Annotated in this window: 13 protein-coding genes; 8 read left to right on the top strand and 5 right to left on the bottom strand. The window is 61.8% G+C overall.

Features of this window, described 5'->3' with window-relative positions; all coding sequences use genetic code 11:
- Positions 1-47 precede the first annotated feature (47 nt).
- The 4 genes from NFG57_RS09065 (at position 48) to NFG57_RS09050 (ending at position 4,518) form a co-directional block, all read left to right on the top strand.
- On the top strand, positions 48-1,277 hold the full coding sequence (locus NFG57_RS09065; protein WP_045994330.1) for an MFS transporter: 1,230 nt from the start codon (positions 48-50) through the stop codon (positions 1,275-1,277).
- 43 nt (positions 1,278-1,320) lie between these two features.
- Positions 1,321-2,367, top strand: a complete 1,047-nt coding sequence (locus NFG57_RS09060) for an asparaginase (protein ID WP_124804683.1) — start codon at positions 1,321-1,323, stop codon at positions 2,365-2,367.
- Between the two features lie 98 nt (positions 2,368-2,465).
- A complete protein-coding gene (locus NFG57_RS09055; RefSeq protein ID WP_045994332.1) occupies positions 2,466-2,702 on the top strand; it encodes a DUF2789 domain-containing protein in 237 nt (78 codons plus the stop codon).
- Positions 2,703-3,012: 310 nt separating this feature from the next.
- A complete protein-coding gene (locus NFG57_RS09050) occupies positions 3,013-4,518 on the top strand; it encodes a diguanylate cyclase (RefSeq protein ID WP_348815996.1) in 1,506 nt (501 codons plus the stop codon).
- Between the two features lie 63 nt (positions 4,519-4,581).
- Here the strand turns inward: NFG57_RS09050 and NFG57_RS09045 are convergent, their stop codons facing one another.
- Together NFG57_RS09045 and yegQ are read right to left on the bottom strand one after the other, a co-directional pair.
- A complete protein-coding gene (locus NFG57_RS09045) occupies positions 4,582-4,992 on the bottom strand; it encodes an SRPBCC family protein (protein WP_045990888.1) in 411 nt (136 codons plus the stop codon).
- A 98-nt stretch (positions 4,993-5,090) separates the two neighbouring features.
- Positions 5,091-6,407 carry a tRNA 5-hydroxyuridine modification protein YegQ gene (gene yegQ / locus NFG57_RS09040; protein ID WP_348815995.1) on the bottom strand — a complete coding sequence of 439 codons (1,317 nt, stop codon included), beginning with the start codon at positions 6,405-6,407 and terminating at the stop codon, positions 5,091-5,093.
- Between the two features lie 235 nt (positions 6,408-6,642).
- On the opposite strand from yegQ, the gene queC reads away from it, so the two are divergent.
- From queC to NFG57_RS09020, 4 genes are all read left to right on the top strand, one after another.
- Complete coding sequence (queC, locus tag NFG57_RS09035) at positions 6,643-7,374, top strand: 7-cyano-7-deazaguanine synthase QueC (RefSeq protein WP_108133779.1); 732 nt, start codon at positions 6,643-6,645, stop codon at positions 7,372-7,374.
- A complete protein-coding gene (gene queE, locus NFG57_RS09030) occupies positions 7,367-8,020 on the top strand; it encodes a 7-carboxy-7-deazaguanine synthase (protein WP_348815994.1) in 654 nt (217 codons plus the stop codon). The genes queC and queE overlap by 8 nt, the downstream gene beginning before the upstream one ends.
- Positions 8,020-8,865, top strand: coding sequence for a 6-carboxytetrahydropterin synthase (locus tag NFG57_RS09025; protein WP_124804678.1), 846 nt, complete (start codon positions 8,020-8,022; stop codon positions 8,863-8,865). The genes queE and NFG57_RS09025 overlap by 1 nt, the downstream gene beginning before the upstream one ends.
- Positions 8,866-8,998: 133 nt before the next feature.
- Entirely contained in the window at positions 8,999-9,304 is a 306-nt protein-coding gene (locus tag NFG57_RS09020; protein ID WP_124804677.1) for a YkgJ family cysteine cluster protein, read from the top strand.
- A gap of 209 nt (positions 9,305-9,513) precedes the next feature.
- Here NFG57_RS09020 and NFG57_RS09015 read toward each other — a convergent pair whose 3' ends face one another.
- From NFG57_RS09015 to NFG57_RS09005, 3 genes are read right to left on the bottom strand one after another with little or no spacing between them, the layout of a single operon-like run.
- Positions 9,514-10,179, bottom strand: a complete 666-nt coding sequence (locus NFG57_RS09015; protein ID WP_348815992.1) for a type I secretion C-terminal target domain-containing protein — start codon at positions 10,177-10,179, stop codon at positions 9,514-9,516.
- A 28-nt stretch (positions 10,180-10,207) separates the two neighbouring features.
- Positions 10,208-11,086 (bottom strand): hypothetical protein, encoded by an 879-nt coding sequence (locus NFG57_RS09010; RefSeq protein WP_348815991.1) that lies wholly within the window; start codon positions 11,084-11,086, stop codon positions 10,208-10,210.
- A 41-nt stretch (positions 11,087-11,127) separates the two neighbouring features.
- Positions 11,128-15,060, bottom strand: a complete 3,933-nt coding sequence (locus NFG57_RS09005) for a retention module-containing protein (protein WP_348815990.1) — start codon at positions 15,058-15,060, stop codon at positions 11,128-11,130.
- Positions 15,061-15,682 lie beyond the last annotated feature (622 nt).

Raw genomic sequence — 15,682 nt, 5'->3', positions numbered from 1 at the left:
GGCGGCGCGCCTTCCCCGCTGCGGTGGTCCACCCGCTGGAGCCCCCGATGAAGGTCACGTCCCTGCCCTGGCGCTTTCTGGTGCTGATGGTACTGGTCGGCCTCAACCTGAGACCGGCACTCTCTTCGCTTGCCCCGCTGCTCGCCCGTGTGCAGCAGGATACCGGCCTGTCCCCCAGCGCCATTGGTGCCCTGACCACCCTGCCGGTGCTGTGCCTGGGGCTGTTCGCTCCGCTGGCGCCCCGCCTGTCGCGCCAGTACGGCCCGGAACGCGCCTTGTCGCTGGGTCTGGTGGTCATCACCAGCGGTCTGCTGCTGCGCTGGCAGGGAAGTCCCCTCGCGCTCTACGCCGGCACCCTGCTGGTGGGTGCCGGCATCGGTGTATCGGGCGCCCTGCTACCGGCGCTGGTCAAGCGCGAGCTGCCCCGGGGCGCCGACCTGATGACCGGGGTCTACACCATGGCCCTGTGTCTGGGTGGCGCCCTGGGCGCCGGCCTGGCGATTCCCCTGAGCGATCTGCTGGGTGGCTGGACACGCAGTCTGGCGGCCTGGTCGCTGCTGGCCATGGCAGCGCTGATCGCCTGGGAGCTTTACATGCCGCGCACCGCCGCTACCCCACGGATGGCGGGTGACCCCGGCACCGGCATGACCCGTGGCCTGCTGCGCCAGCCCCTGGCCTGGCAGGTGGCACTATTGATGGGCACCCAATCGTCGCTGGCCTACATCGTCTTCGGCTGGCTGCCGACGCTGTTGATGCAGCGCGGCATCGGCGAGGCCGAGGCCGGCCTGTTGATGGGCATGTCGGTGATGGTCCAGCTGATTTCTGCGCTACTGGCACCCTGGCTGGCCCGCTTCGGTCGCGATCAGCGCCCGGCGCTGCTGCTGGTCCTTGCCAGCACCGCCAGTGGCCTGTGGATCCTGCTGATGGCCGACACCTCCCTGCGCTACCTCGGCGCACTACTGCTGGGGCTCGGCCAGGGCGGCAACTTCTCCCTGGCGCTGACCCTGATCGTGCTGCGCAGCGCCGATTCGCGTCTGGCAGGCCGCCTGTCCGGACTGGCCCAGGGTGGCGGCTATGCCCTGGCCGCCCTGGGCCCCTTGAGCGTCGGTATCATGCTTGACCTGCAGGCACCGATCACCGCCATCGCCTGGCTGTTGATGGGGATCGCCGCCGCCGCCGCCAGCTTCGCCTGGTTCGCCGGTCGTCAGCGTCAGCTCTGCTTCGACGCCGACGATAACGTCATCACCCGCTGCGCGCCTCGCCGAGGCTCACGCTGATACTGTCACTCGTGTCTTCACTCCTTGTGCAGGAAGCCCACCCATGACCCACTCACCCCTGGACCCGGTGCTGGTGATCTACGCCGGCGGCACCATCGGCATGATCGACACCCCCTCAGGCCTCGCCCCCGGCCCCGACATGGAAGCCCGGGTGCGCGACGCCCTGGCCACACTACCCGACGATCGCAGGACCGCTCTGCCACCCTTTACCTGGATCGAGGTCGACCAACCCATCGACTCCAGCGGCGCCCGTCCCGAGGACTGGGCCCGGCTGGCCGCGCTTGTCGCCGAGCAGGCCAATCGCCATCGCGGCGTGGTCGTGCTGCACGGCACCGACACCCTGGCCTGGACCGCCTCGAGCCTGGCCTACCAGCTTCAGGGCATCGATCGCCCGGTGGTGGTGACCGGCTCCATGGCGCCGCTGGCCCAGCAGCACAGTGACGCCCTGTACAATCTCGAGAGCGCGCTGCGCTACGCCGCCATGCCTGAATTGCAGGAAGTGGCGGTGAGCTTTGGCGACAAGCTGCTGCGGGGCAGCCGGGCTCGCAAGTGGCACACTCGCGAGCCGGATGCCTTCGAAAGCCCCAACCTTGACCTGCTGGGGAAGCGCCACGGCAACGACTTCCGGCTGCATCGCGAGCACAGCCTCGAGGCTACGCAGCGCGGCGCACCCCGCTACGAGCTCGGCGACTATCATGGCCTGGGAGAGCAGGTGGTGCGGGTGGTCCTGTGGCCGGGCATTCAACCCTGGCAGCTGGCGGCCTGGCTGGGTGATGACCGCGTCAAGGGCGCCCTGATCGAGGTGTGGGGCGGCGGCAATGTACCTGACGACCCCGAGCTTGGCGCCGTGCTGGCAGAGGCCAGTGGCCAGGGCAAGCTACTGGTCGCGATCAGCCAATGCCCACACGGCACCATCGACATCGGACACTACGCTGCCGGCAAGATGCTGGCCGACGCCGAGGTGGTATCCGGCGACGACATGACCCCTGAGTCGGCCTATACCAAACTGGTGCATCTGCTGTCGCTGCCCCTCTCGCAGGAACAGAGACGTCGGCTGTTTCGAACTCCGCTGGTCGGAGAACGAGGTTGACATCACACAGGTCACGGAGCAATTTTATGCTCTATTGACACTCAAGGGGCGATGATGGAGTAAGGTTAGGGAGTCCCCGTCATGACAAGGAGTTGCTCATGGAACACCCGGATCACCCCTTCAGCGAGTTGTTTGAACAGCTGGGCCTGGCATCCGAGCCGGAAGCCATCAAACGATTCATCGATCGCAACTCGCCGATTCCGGAGGGGGTCGAACTGCCCGATGCGGCCTGCTGGAACGAGGGACAGTCGGAATTTCTGCGCGAAGCCATCGAGGCCGATGCCGACTGGGCCGAGGTGGTCGATCATCTGGACGCTTCACTGCGCAAACCCTAGGGCTTGTGCGAAAAGTGCTTGTGCGAAAAGTGCCTGCGCTCGGAAATACGGCGTTAAAAATCGGGTCAAGATGCTCATTTACACCTCGTAAACTGCGCTTTCTCACCGATTTTTGCCTTGTCTAACCATCGCTCGTCGACTTTTCGTATAAAGCCTGGGGCTCGTCTGAAAAGTAGCTGCGCTCGTCGACTCTTCGGACAAGTCCTTTACAAGCTGCGCGAGCCGCTGATGTCGGCGGCTCGCGCCACTATCAGGCCGATGGATCGGCCCTGACACCAATCGCACAACGACAATCGATGGCCTTTTCGACGTGACCTGTCTTCCCCCTGATATCGAAGCGCGGCTCGAGCCCGCCACGCGTCTTCCCTCTCTGCCTGCCGTGGTGTCCGAGCTGCTGGTACTGGCGAGCAATCACGACGCGCCGCTGACCGACTTCGAGACCCTGCTGTCCCGTGACCCGGCCCTGTGCCTGCAGCTGCTGCGGCTGGCCAACAGCCCCTACTATCGCCGCGGTTGCGATCCCGTCATCTGCTGCGAGCACGCGGTGACCCGCCTCGGTATCGATGGCACCCTCACCGCGCTTTTGGGTTTCACCCTGGTACGCGACGCGACCCACGGCCCCCTGGCCGACTATTGGCGACGTACCCTCACAGCCGCGCACTTGATTCCGGCCATCGCCAAAGTGGTGAATCCCCGCCAGCCGGGCGAGCTGTCGACGCGCGCCCTGCTTCGCGAGGTCGGGGTACTGCTGCTGTACGCATTGGACCCGAACTACTTCGAGCTGACCGCCCAGGCCGCCACCCGCGAACAGCGCCTGGCTCTGGAACACCGGCATCTTGGCTGCGACCGCGACCAGGCGTCGAGCTGGCTGGCACGGCGCTGGCAGCTGCCCACCAACCTGTTCCTTCAGCGCCCTCTCGAGCCGGAAGGCCAGCGTCACCACGAATGGCTCGACGGCATTTGCCTGGAGCTCGCCGACGAACTGGCCGGATGCTGTCTGGACGACGACAGCGACGCCATCCCCGCCGTGCTTCATCGCTTTCAGCAACGCATGAACATGGACGGCAATGCCCAGGCACGTCTTGTCGATGAGCTCGCGAGTCGCCTGGAAACCTTGCCGGACTTTCTCGCCACCACGCTGTCGGCAGATGAGGATATCGAACGCCTGCTGGTCGCCGGCAAGCAGCGCCTGCATGGGCTGACCATGAGCCTGGCCGAGCGGTTGCACCATCGTGAGGACCAGCTAATTTCGCTCCAACGCGACAACGAGGCGCTGGATGTGCGCGCCAGCACCGATGCCCTCACCGGTCTTGCCAATCGCGCCGCGCTGGAACGGCGCCTCGAGGAGATGCTCGAGGACGCCCATGCGCGAGACAAGCCGCTGTCGGTGCTGTTTCTCGATCTGGATCACTTCAAGCCGCTCAACGACCGCTACGGCCACCGACTCGGCGACATCGTGCTGGTCAATGTCGCCGCTACCCTGCGTGACGCCATCCGTGAGTCGGACCTGGCGGCCCGCTACGGCGGAGAGGAGTTCGTCATCGCCCTGCGGAACACGCCGGAGCCAGGAGCTTTGCGGGTCGCGCAGCGGCTACAGCAGTGGCTTGCCGAGCAGCCCATGGCCCAGGTCGACCAGCGCCCCCTTTACGTCAGCGCCTCCATCGGCATCGCCCAATGGCAGCCCGGCATGGACAGCATCGACGCAGCGTCGCTGGTGGAAAAGGCGGACCTGCAGATGTACCAGGCCAAGCAGGCCGGCCGTGCCCGCATCAGTCAAGCTCAACAACTGCAGGAGCGCGCCGGGGAAACACCCTGAAGCAGCACTTGATCAGAACAAGATCTCTGCCAGACGCCGCGGCAGTAGACGCCAAGGCACTCGCTAGAGACGCGCCTCGACCCGCTCCAGGATCTGGGCGCTGACCTTGGCGACCAGCGGGCGAGCCGCGCGATTGACCGCCTTGGCGACCAGCCGATTGCGGATCTGGTAGTCGACGATCAGGCTGACCGCGGTACCTTCATCGACCGCTTCGAGTTCATAGCGGCCCTGATTGCGCACACCGTCGATCGACTCCCAGGCCAGTCGGCTGGGTGGCGACTTCTCGGTCACCTGCACCTCGAAGGTCCAGTCCATGCCGACCGCGTGGACATGCCAGCGATAGCGATCGTCCCCGAGCGGCTCGATCTCGGTGATCAGATCCGAATAGTCGGCGAAATCCTCGACCTTTTCGAGCAGGGCGAAGACGCGCTCGGGAGGCGCGGGAAGCGTGGCGCTGTGTTCGATGGTGGGCATGGCCAGACCGACTCCTTGCCTGAGGGATGCTCCAAGGTAAGGCTGCTACGGAGCCTAGCATCCCGGTTCCCCAGGCCCTTGTAAAGCCGTGCCTATCGTCAGGCTGACGGCAGGTCCCGCAGCAACAGAGCGAACTCGAACTCGTCGGGCGACGGCGACTCCCCCGGCAGCTTGAGCCTTACCCGGTGACCGTCCCCGGGCGCCACCTTCAGCGCGCTGCCGTTGCCCGCCTCCATCGCCTCAAGGGTGAAACGACGGTTGCCGGAGGGCAGCATCAGCTCGAGGCGATCGCCGACCTCGAAGCGGTTCTTGACCTCGATATCCAGCCAACCTGATGGCGCTTGTCCCAGGATCTGGCCGACGAACTGCTGGTGAACGCCCACCGAGTGCCCACGCTCGTAATTCTGGTACTCGTCGTGGACGTGGCGTCGGTAGAAGCCTTCGGTATACCCCCGGTTGGCCAGGTTTTCGAGCTCATCCATCAGCCCGATGTCGAAGGGGCGCCCGGCCACGGCGTCATCGATGGCACGACGATAGACCTGGGCGGTACGTGCTACATAGTAGGGGGACTTGGTCCGCCCTTCGATCTTCAGCGAACTGACCCCTATCTCGGCGAGCCTCGCCACGTGCTGGACGGCGCGCAGGTCCTTTGAATTCATGATGTAGCTGCCGTGCTCGTCCTCGAACACCGGCATCAGTTCGCCTGGCCGCTGTGGGTCCTCGATCAGCGCCGAGCTCTCCTCCCGGCCCTGTGCCACGTCCTGCGCCGGGATCAGATCGCCACAGGCGTCAGTGCCGGCCGGGTGGGTCCGGTAGTTCCAGCGACAGGCGTTGGTGCAGGTGCCCTGATTGGGGTCGCGCCGGTTGAAGTAGCCCGACAGCAGACAGCGTCCGGAATAGGCGATGCACAGGGCACCGTGAACGAAGGTCTCGATCTCCAGGGTCGGGCACTCGGCACGGATCTCGGCGATTTCCTCAAGCGACAGCTCACGCGACAGGATCACCCGAGAGATGCCCTGGGACTGCCAGAAGCGAGCCGCCGCGTGATTGACCACGTTGGCCTGCACCGATAGATGTATCACCTGGTCAGGCCAACGCTCTCGCACCATCATGATCAAGCCAGGGTCGGACATGATCAGCGCATCCGGCCCCGCCTCGACGATCGGTGCCATGTCCTTCAGGTAGGTCCTGAGCTTGGCATTGTGCGGAGCGATATTGGAAGCCACGTAGAAGCGCTTGCCACGCGCCTGGGCCTCAGCGATGCCTCGGGTCAGGTTGTCGAGGCCAAAGTCATTGTTGCGCACACGCAGTGAGTAGCGCGGCTGACCGGCATAGACCGCATCGGCGCCATAGGCGAAGGCGAAGCGCATATGCCGGTAGGTGCCGGCCGGTGACAGTAGTTCAGGGGCATTCATCCAGGCGTCTCTCTCGTGGGCCGGGCTTGGTCCGGGCTTGGTCCGGGCAGACAGCAGTAAACCGCGCAGCCTGCCACAACCGCGACCAACGGACGTTGACAAGGAGCAAGTCGCCGGCATCAACGCCGCACTGGTGTTGCCGTCCGGCTTTCGTTACCCTTGTCGCGCCGGACCGGACCCCGGCCGCTGGCGATTCTTGTCGCCACCCCAAATTCTCCGAATCGAGACCCCCTTCATGAGCACGACTTCCCGCTCCACCGTGGTGATCTACTCCGGTGGCATGGACTCTTTCACCGTACTTCATCGCGCCTTGCACGAAGGCCTCGAAGTTCACGCCCTGTCATTCGACTATGGCCAGCGCCACGCCCGCGAACTCGAGGTGGCCCGCCATGTCTGTCAGGAGTTGAAGATCCCTCATCAGGTCGTCGACATCACCGCCATTCATGGCTTGATCGACAACTCTGCGCTGACCGACGCCAATCGCAAGATCCCAGGCGGTGACTACGCCGAAGACAACCTCGCCGCCACGGTGGTCCCCAATCGCAACATGGTGCTGCTGTCGCTGGCCATCGCCAAGGCGGTGAATATCGGCGCCAGTCGCGTCGACTACGGCGCCCACGGCGGTGACCACGTGCTCTATCCGGATTGTCGTCCCGAGTTTGTCGAGCAGATGAATGCGGTGGCCGCCATCGCCAATTTCTCGCCGGTAGAGATCCACGCACCCTATCTACGGTCCAGCAAGAGCGAGATCCTGGCCGACGGACTGTCCATGGGACTGAACTACCGCGACACCTGGACCTGTTACGAGGGCCGGCGCCTGGCCTGTGGCCGCTGCGGCAGCTGTCTGGAGCGGCTCGCCGCCTTCGCCGACCAGGGTGTCGAAGATCCGTTGGCCTACGCCGCCAATACCCGGCAGGAGCCGGCGATTGCACAGGCAGACCAGGGCGGAGCGCACCAGGATGTATAGCGTCAAGGAAGCCTTCTATACCCTTCAGGGAGAAGGCGTACAGGCCGGCCGCGCCAGCGTCTTCTGTCGCTTTGCCGGCTGCAATCTCTGGTCGGGTCGCGAGCAGGACCGCGCCAGCGCCCAGTGTCGCTTCTGCGACACCGACTTCGTCGGCACCGATGGTCAGAACGGCGGACGCTTTGCCACCGCCGGCGCCCTGGCCGAGCACATCACCCGCTTGTGGCCACACCCCCACGAGGGTGTCACGCCCTACGTCGTGTTCACCGGTGGCGAGCCCCTGCTGCAGCTGGATGCCGCCTTGATCGACGCGGTGCACGCTGCCGGCTTCGAGATTGGCGTGGAAACCAACGGTACTCTGGCTGCGCCGGACGGCATCGACTGGGTATGTGTCAGCCCCAAGGGCAATGCGCCGCTGGTGCAGACCCGCGGTGACGAGCTGAAGCTCGTCCATCCCCAGATCGACGCCCCGCCTGAGCGTTTCGAGGGCCTGGACTTCGACCATTTTCTGCTGCAGCCGATGGACACCTCCGGGCTGATGGCCAGCGACGCTCGCAAGGAGCCACTCTGTGCCACGGTAGAGCACTGCATGGCGCATCCACGCTGGCGGCTGTCGCTGCAGACCCACAAGATCGCGGGAATCGACTGATGGCACTCTTTGTACGACGACTGACACATCTCGACGTGTCGCTTTGGTGTCCCGATCGTGGACTGATCGGCGCGAGCTGGCTGGTCGACGTCGAACTCGATGGAGAGCTCGGTGAAGACGGCATGCTATTCGACTTCGGCGAGGTCAAACCCTGGATCAAGGCACGTCTCGACGGCGGCGCCGATCACACCCTGCTGGTGCCTACCGAAGCCCCTGGCGTCAGCGTCAGCGAATGTCGCGAAGGTATCTGCGTACGCACCACGACGCCATACGCGATGGAGGTGCGCGGGCCCCGCCAGGCCTTTACCCTGCTACCCTGGCGCAGAATCACCCCCGAGGCCATGGCCGAGCACCTGTCACGCCAGTTGATGCGCCAACCGCCCGAGCGGGTATCCAGCATCGAACTCAGCCTCGCCGATGAGTCCATCGATGGCGCCGCCTACACATACAGCCACGGCCTTCGCCGCCACGCCGGCAACTGCCAGCGTATCGCCCACGGCCACCGCTCGCGGCTGGAAATCGTTCAGCGCGGCGTGCGACAGCCGGAGCTCGAGCGCCGCTACGCCCGCTGGCTCGACGATACCTACCTGGTGGACGAACACGACCTGGAACAGCACCAGGGCGACATGCTGCAGTGCGGCTACCGCTCGCCCCAGGGCCTGTTTCACCTGCGCCTGCCCCGCGAGCGCTGTCATGTCCTGCCCGGCGCCACCACGGTGGAACGCATCGCCCAGTGGCTGGCGGCGACCGTCGCCCGAGACACCGGAGAGGACACCGCGGTGCGCGCCTATGAAGGCGTCGACAAGGGCGCCACGGCAAGAAGCCCCGGTGAACGATCTCGATAACGTCTCGATAACTTCTCGATAACTTCTCGATAACTTCTCGATAACTTCTCGATAGCATCTCGAGATCCGCAAGAGAGACCGACCACCGAGACAACCAAGCGCATTTGAAGAATGCCATGAGCCAACCAACGTCATGAGCGAACTGATCACCTCCTCCTCGCCGCAAGAGACCCGCACAGCGACCGGCGAACAGGGCTGCCGCCCCGGCTGCGGCGCCTGCTGCATTGCGCCGTCGATCAGCTCCCCGATTCCCGGCATGCCGGCGGGCAAGCCCGCCGGCATCCGCTGCGTGCAGCTCGACGACGACAACCTGTGCCGCCTGTTCGGCCGACCCGAGCGTCCGGCGGTGTGCGAGCGCTTCGACTACGACGCCGATATCTGCGGCAGCCACAGAGACCAGGCGCTGGCCAATATTGACGAACTCGAACGCCTGACCTGAGTCTGGCTTACTTGCGCCGAGTAGCCGTCGCTCAGCATCATCTGCACCTGGTGTGCTCAGCTCGACCCCTTCTTGCTGCGCCCCCTACTGATGCCCTCTCGACCGACGCCCCATCCGTGACCCTCCAACTAGAAAAGACCGGGCCACCCAAAGGTGGCCCGGTCTTCCTTGTGACGACCTTCATGACGACCAAGGCCGTTCCCCATGCTCTACTCCACGTCGAGCTGCCCGTTATTTCGCAGCATCGTCAGGAAGGCCTCCGACGACTGACCCTCCATGCTGACACCGTCCAGGGTAATCTTCTGGTCGGCGTTGCTGTGCTGGACGTCGAGCCCGCCATCGCTCTTGATGTAGAGCACGGTGTCTCCGTTCTCCTCCTGGGCAAAGATAAAGCTGTCCAGCGCCGACTGGTCGGGGTCAGTGCTCGTGGAGTCAAAGTCGTTGAGCAGATCCCCCAAAGCCAGCTTATCGGCGTCTGGATCCATGCTCAGAGCCGCATCCTTGATGTGGAAATCACCTACCGTATCGTGGGCGGGGTCAGTCGTACTACCGACATCACCCAGACTCCACTGGAAGGTGTCGGAACCGAGCCCACCCAGCAGCAGGTCATCGCCAGCACCGCCAATCAGCACGTCGTCCCCGCTGCCCGCGAAGAGCTGATCGTTGCCTTTTCCACCAGCGATGCGATCCTGACCACCGTCGTTACGGCTGTCACCCGACAGGGCTTCATAGTTATCCTTGATAAAGGCCAAGATCTCTTTCTGGGTCGGCTCTGTCCCGCTGTTCTGAGTGGTCAAGTAATCGACGAGCCCAGCATAGCCACTACCCGCCTCACCACCGACACCCGCAGGATCGATCTGATCACCGAACAGCACGTCATCACCCGCGCCACCGTCCAGGGTGTCACCGCCAAGGTCCGCTGGCTGATCGAAGGACGCCCCCCCCCTCCAGCGCCGTTGCAAACTCCTCGGCAGAATTGACGATGGCCACCTCACCGGCCGGTACAAGCTGGTCGTCCGTATAGCTGTAAAGATCGAGTGAAATGTCATGAATAAGCAGTGAGAAGAAGTTCCCAGCAGCGTTTTCTACTTCGAACTGCAGCCTGTATGTTCCTCCTTTCAACCCATTTGCCATAAACTGAGTCGAGCTACTATTGATACTGCCCGACGGCGATATTGGCAGCGAGGTGGCAACAACATCCCAGTCGCCTTCCTCATTTTGCATTTCCAGCGACCAAGAGAATCTGTCGCTTGGATTCCCTTCCTTTTCGAAGTCGTTTGGGGTGTCGGTCACGTAGTCAAATGACAAGGTATAGAACTGGTTGGCACCAGCAGGCTCATCCAGGACGATAGCATCGCTGGTGGCGACAGTACTGCCATCGCCAGCACCACTGTCTCGAACGCGCAGATAGGTGCCGACCGGGGTTCTATCAATGGCTATGTGGCCATTGGTTGTCTCCACCGCCCAATTATCGATGGAAGCGAGTCTTCCCGTGTCCCCCGTGTCAAAAGTGGCAAGCATTTCGGTACTGCCTACCGAAGCCCCGGATTCCAGAGGAATCGGCACCATCTCCAACTCACCATCTGCCGTGTTGTCGAAAATCTTCAGAAAATCGCGACCTACATCATCACCTATCCCGATCGCTTCCACCCGACTGATGGCGGCCAGCGGTTTGTATCCTTCAAGCGCATTGGTAACATCCTTATAGGTGGTAATATTCCCCGCATCACTGACACCAACTTGACCGTTGTCATTGTGAGAATTAGGCTGACCATCCGTCATGAAGTAGGCAACGTTATTGAAACCGCTCCGACTAACATCCGTCATCCACTCAGTAGCGGTAACAAAGGCTTGCTCGAATTGGTTCCAGAAATAATCGCTCTACTATCCAGAAAGTCATTGACGTCACCCAGATCTTCAGGTGAGAAATCATTGAATGCGATCGAAGGCGAATACTTCCCGCCGAACGCCACGATCTGGACATGGATTGTCCCCTCGAAATCGGCCAGCTCGGTAAGCTTGGCACGTATCGCCTCGATCGCCACCTTGAAGCGTGAATTGCCGTTTTCCAACACGGCGCCCATGCTTGGCGAAACATCCACGATAAAGGAAAGGTTATAGTCCTTGGCAGGTTCAAGCACGGCATGCTTCCCGCCAGCATCACCGAGAACCACATCATCACCACTCCCACCGGTGATGCTGTCATCGCCACCGCCTCCGACGAGTAGCTGGTCATCATCCGGCAGTGCCAGGGTCAGGGTGCCATCGACAGTGTCGCCGTGACCATCCGTTCCGGCCAGTGACAAGGACAGCGCCGGATCTTTCTCCGCCTCGGAATAGGCGAAGTCGCCGACCGAAAATGGCCTTGTGCCGTCCAAGCCACGAAACTCGATCGCTTCAAAGGCCTCGCCGGTTGTAAGCACCAGCTGGGCATCGGCGGGAATGTTTCTCACATTGAGGGTGCCATCGGCGTTTTCCTCAATCGTCACCAACGAGGTGATATCCTTGCCGGCACCATTCACCAAGCGAACATCACTTTTCGCAAGTTCCAGCACGTGGCCGCTGACGGCAACCGGATGGCCACTGGTATCGGTACCATCTGGAGCCGAGGCAATCGCTTTGATCCCGACATCCGTCAACGTCCCGTTTTCCGCATTGATAAACTGACGGAAGTGCGTAATGCCTCGATGGTTATCCCAGCTTGGTGCGGTGTCAGAAAAACGCAGGTTATCAACGAAATCGAGGCGTACAGCTTCGTCGAGTCCCGTCAGATTGTCGTGACCCGCGGCTAGTTGTGTATCCCCATCAGTTCGCAACCAGGACGCCCAGGGGCCTTTATAGGTCCAGGCGGACGCCACGACATCGGCTGCTCCATCGGCACCCTCAAAGGCGATGAAACGATGGCCCGAGCCGGACCCATCGGTGCCAAACTCACGCACAACGTGCTTGCTGCCTTCACTGATTTCCTTGCTGGCATCATCAAATGCCCTGATCCCCTCATCGATGACCTCTACCTCGTAGGTAGAGCCATCCGCCGACAGGCTCGCCTTGAAGGCCACGCCGCCACTCGCGGTCTTCGCCTCCAACGTCTTGCCGTCGCCACTCAATTGGTAAGTCAGAACCTCGCCGTTCGACGTGAGCAGCGTCCCGCCATTGACACTCGTGACCTCGGTACCGTTCATTACGTCGCTGAATGTCACTTTACCAATGTCATCGGCACCCGCCTCGAAGCGAACCTCACCCGTCTGGCCAGATTTTAACTGCGCTTGCTCCGCCTCCCAGACAACAGGCGTATCATCGTCAATCAGCACCGACAGCGTGCCCTGGACCTCGCTGCCATCGGCATCGGTCACGGTGTAGCCGATGTCAAACGTCAGGTCGTTCTCGTCATCGCCCACTGCATGCTCAAGCGCCTGGTGCAGCGTCACCTTGTACTTGCCCTCGGCCTGATCGGCCATGGCGATGGTGATCACCGGTTCTTTTTCGGAGTTGCTATCGGTCACCGTCCCGGTGAGCGTGTGGCCATCGGTACTGCGCTCAAAGCTCACCTCACGACCGTCCGCCGTCTTGAGGTCGTCGGGCAGACCAGCCAGGTTCCACTCGAAGGCGTTGCTATCGGCGGCGCCATCGTCGCCAAAGCGGTAGCCCAGCGTCCCTTTCGCGACGGTGGCCTCTCCGGCCACATCACCACTACCCCCGGCGTTGCCACCGGCCAGTCCGTCTTCGTCGACGGTCGCCTTCGGGCTCTGGGTAGTCGGGTTGTCGCCATCTCCGGGAACGCTGGGCGTGGAGTCTTGCGCCACCTTCACCGTCAATGTCGAAGACGACTTGTCTCCGTCACCATCGGTGATGGTGTAGTCGATCACGGCGTCGCCTTCGAAGGCCCCTGCCGGAGTAAAGGTGATCTCACCGTTGGACGCGATGGCCACCGTACCGACGCCTTCCCCACCCCAGACCGAGGCCTTGGTCAGGATTGCGCCATCATTGCCCTGGGTGTCGCTTGTGCCGTCATTATTAGTCAACACGTTGTACGTTTTCACCGTGTTTTCCGCCGTCTCGGTGGTGTCGGCGACCGCCTCTGGCGAGGTATCGAGGATGTTGATCTCCAGGTTGGTGCTCGTGCTATCGCCCTCGTTGTCGGTCACCGTCAGCGCAAAGCTGTCCAGCACCGTGGCGTCATCGCTGTGATCAGCCCTCTCGCCATTCTCGGTGTAGGAGTAGGTGATCTTGCCGCTAGCCGCATCGTAGTCGGTCACCGTGACGCTGCCGTGCTTGCCTTCCACCACAACGCTCTTGGGTGCCCCCGGACCAGTGCTCGCCCCAGTGATATCGACAGTCTTGCCGCTCTGGTCGGTCAGGCTCACCTGCTTGATGCCGGCATCTGCCGCCACCGTCATGCTGCCAGTGACCGTGGCTCCGCTACCTTCCACCACGCTGTGATCGCCGGCCACCACCTCTGGACCGTTCGGATCACTGCCGTCCGGCTCGTTGCCATCAGGCTCGTTGCCGCCCGGCTCGTTGCCGTCGGGAATCTCGATCGTCGGCACGTCGTCGTCGCTGCCGTTGATGGTGATCGTCAGCGTCGCGCTGCTGGTATCACCGTCGGCATCGGTGAGGGTGTAGCTGAAGGTTTCTTTCAGCGTCTGGTTGTCCTTCAACGCCTGAACGTCGGCGTTGTCAGGATCCACGCGGTAGCTCCAGCTACCGTCGTCATTGTGGATGAAGCTGCCATAGCTGGCGGAGGCGTTGCCGGTGAAACCATCAAAGGTCATGCTGTCGGCGCCGGCGCTGTCATTGTCGAGCACATTACCGCTGATGGCCGTCACCGCCTCTTCACCCAGTGCCGCGCTGTCATCGTTGGCGTCGGGGGCGGTATCGATGATATTGATGTCCAGACTCTCGCTGACAGTTTCACCGGTAGAATCGGTCACCACGATGTCAAAACGATCAAACACGCTACCGTCACCAGCCGCGTGGTTGGCAGCCAGTCCATTCTCGGTGTACTGGTAGGTAACGATTCCGCTTTCCGGATTAAAACCGGTAATGGTTAACGTACCGTGCTCCCCTTCCAGCACCAATGGACTCTCGTCGGAAGTACCTGCGATGTCTCGCCTACCAACACTGATCGATGCGACTCCAGCCGGCGCAGACACAGTAAAACGGCCGGCCACAAACGCCTGACTGCCCTCGACGGCACTGTGGAACCCGGCAGTTGCCCCTCCATCACTGTCTTCAAACTCTATTGACGGAGCGCTCGAGCCGGCTTCGCTATCATCCATGTCACCAGCTATACCACCCACCTCCCCGCGCCCAGCCGATTCGACAATGAAAGGATCACCGAAGGAGTAGGACTGTGAGCCAGAGGTTTCGGTAATTCTCATCAAACGTACAAAGTCAAACCCATCATGGCTTGCCCCCTCCCCACCACCCGCACTGGGCTCCTCGAGCGCTTCGAGAATGTCGGTGGAACCCTCAGCGATCAATTCCAACAGTTTCGAAACATCCTCCCGGCCCAGAAAGTCGACGGAGCTTGCATCGCCCTGTCCCTGCTCTTCGGGCAACGAAACCTGTTGGGCTCCTACGAGGAGGGCCGCGGGTCTACCATCATCGAACTGAAGAGCCACACGCGAACCCTCGGCAGTGACAATGATATCGCCGGCGTTCAGGCTATCTCCTTCTTCCAGAGCGATAACTTCACCATCCGGGCGTTTAGCCCAGGCCTTACCTTGCAGAGAAGTGACGACGACGTTTGTCACAGGCACATGGACCTCGCAATATTCGTATATAAAAGTAATAATATAATCACAAACTAATACGAATAATGCTATCCATGTAACAGGAGGCTACACAGTGTACCAATGGACAATAGGACATTAGACCTCGAAATGTATCGCCCTGATTTTTCCTTTTTTCTTTGCAGTTGCGGTATTTTCTGCTCTCCGCTGTAAACGGATATGCTTGTTATTGCAGATTTTGTAGGACATTCCTTTCTGTTGTGCCCGATCTAGAACAGCGTGTCACTAGATACTCCGTTGCAAGAGACCGCCGGCTGGAGAACATACAGGAAAGGCGAATCTTTAATAGGCAATTAAAGGCGAAAGGAAAAGGGGCAAAGAACTAGGCGCTGTCCGAAAAGTCGACGAGCGAAGGTTAGACAAGGCAAAAATTGGTGAGAAAGCGCAGTTTACGGGGTGTAAATGAGCATTTTGATCCGATTTTTAACGCCGTATTACCGAGCGCAGGCACTTTTCAGACAAGCCCTAAGGAATCGAGCAGAAATAAACGTTGCCTTTTAACATCCTGTTCGCAATCCAAGAACAAGAAAATGCCGGGCCACCCAAAGGTGGCCCGGCTCTCTCTTATGGCAACTCTGGTCAT

This window comes from Halomonas sp. H10-59, assembly GCF_040070555.1.
Taxonomy (GTDB): domain Bacteria; phylum Pseudomonadota; class Gammaproteobacteria; order Pseudomonadales; family Halomonadaceae; genus Halomonas; species Halomonas litopenaei.
Note: the sequence above shows the minus strand (reverse complement) of the source record. Positions and strands in the feature narration are given on the sequence as shown.

Excerpts from the sequence above, each read along its gene's own strand:
- NFG57_RS09055 (WP_045994332.1), top strand. The coding sequence starts at position 2,466 with ATGGAACACCCGGATCACCCCTTCAGCGAGTTGTTTGAACAGCTGGGC.
- NFG57_RS09020 (WP_124804677.1), top strand. The coding sequence starts at position 8,999 with ATGAGCGAACTGATCACCTCCTCCTCGCCGCAAGAGACCCGCACAGCG.
- NFG57_RS09025 (WP_124804678.1), top strand. The coding sequence starts at position 8,020 with ATGGCACTCTTTGTACGACGACTGACACATCTCGACGTGTCGCTTTGG.
- NFG57_RS09010 (WP_348815991.1), bottom strand. The coding sequence starts at position 11,086 with ATGACGGATGGTCAGCCTAATTCTCACAATGACAACGGTCAAGTTGGT.
- queC (WP_108133779.1), top strand. The coding sequence starts at position 6,643 with ATGAGCACGACTTCCCGCTCCACCGTGGTGATCTACTCCGGTGGCATG.
- NFG57_RS09060 (WP_124804683.1), top strand. The coding sequence starts at position 1,321 with ATGACCCACTCACCCCTGGACCCGGTGCTGGTGATCTACGCCGGCGGC.
- yegQ (WP_348815995.1), bottom strand. The coding sequence starts at position 6,407 with ATGAATGCCCCTGAACTACTGTCACCGGCCGGCACCTACCGGCATATG.
- NFG57_RS09045 (WP_045990888.1), bottom strand. The coding sequence starts at position 4,992 with ATGCCCACCATCGAACACAGCGCCACGCTTCCCGCGCCTCCCGAGCGC.
- NFG57_RS09065 (WP_045994330.1), top strand. The coding sequence starts at position 48 with ATGAAGGTCACGTCCCTGCCCTGGCGCTTTCTGGTGCTGATGGTACTG.
- queE (WP_348815994.1), top strand. The coding sequence starts at position 7,367 with ATGTATAGCGTCAAGGAAGCCTTCTATACCCTTCAGGGAGAAGGCGTA.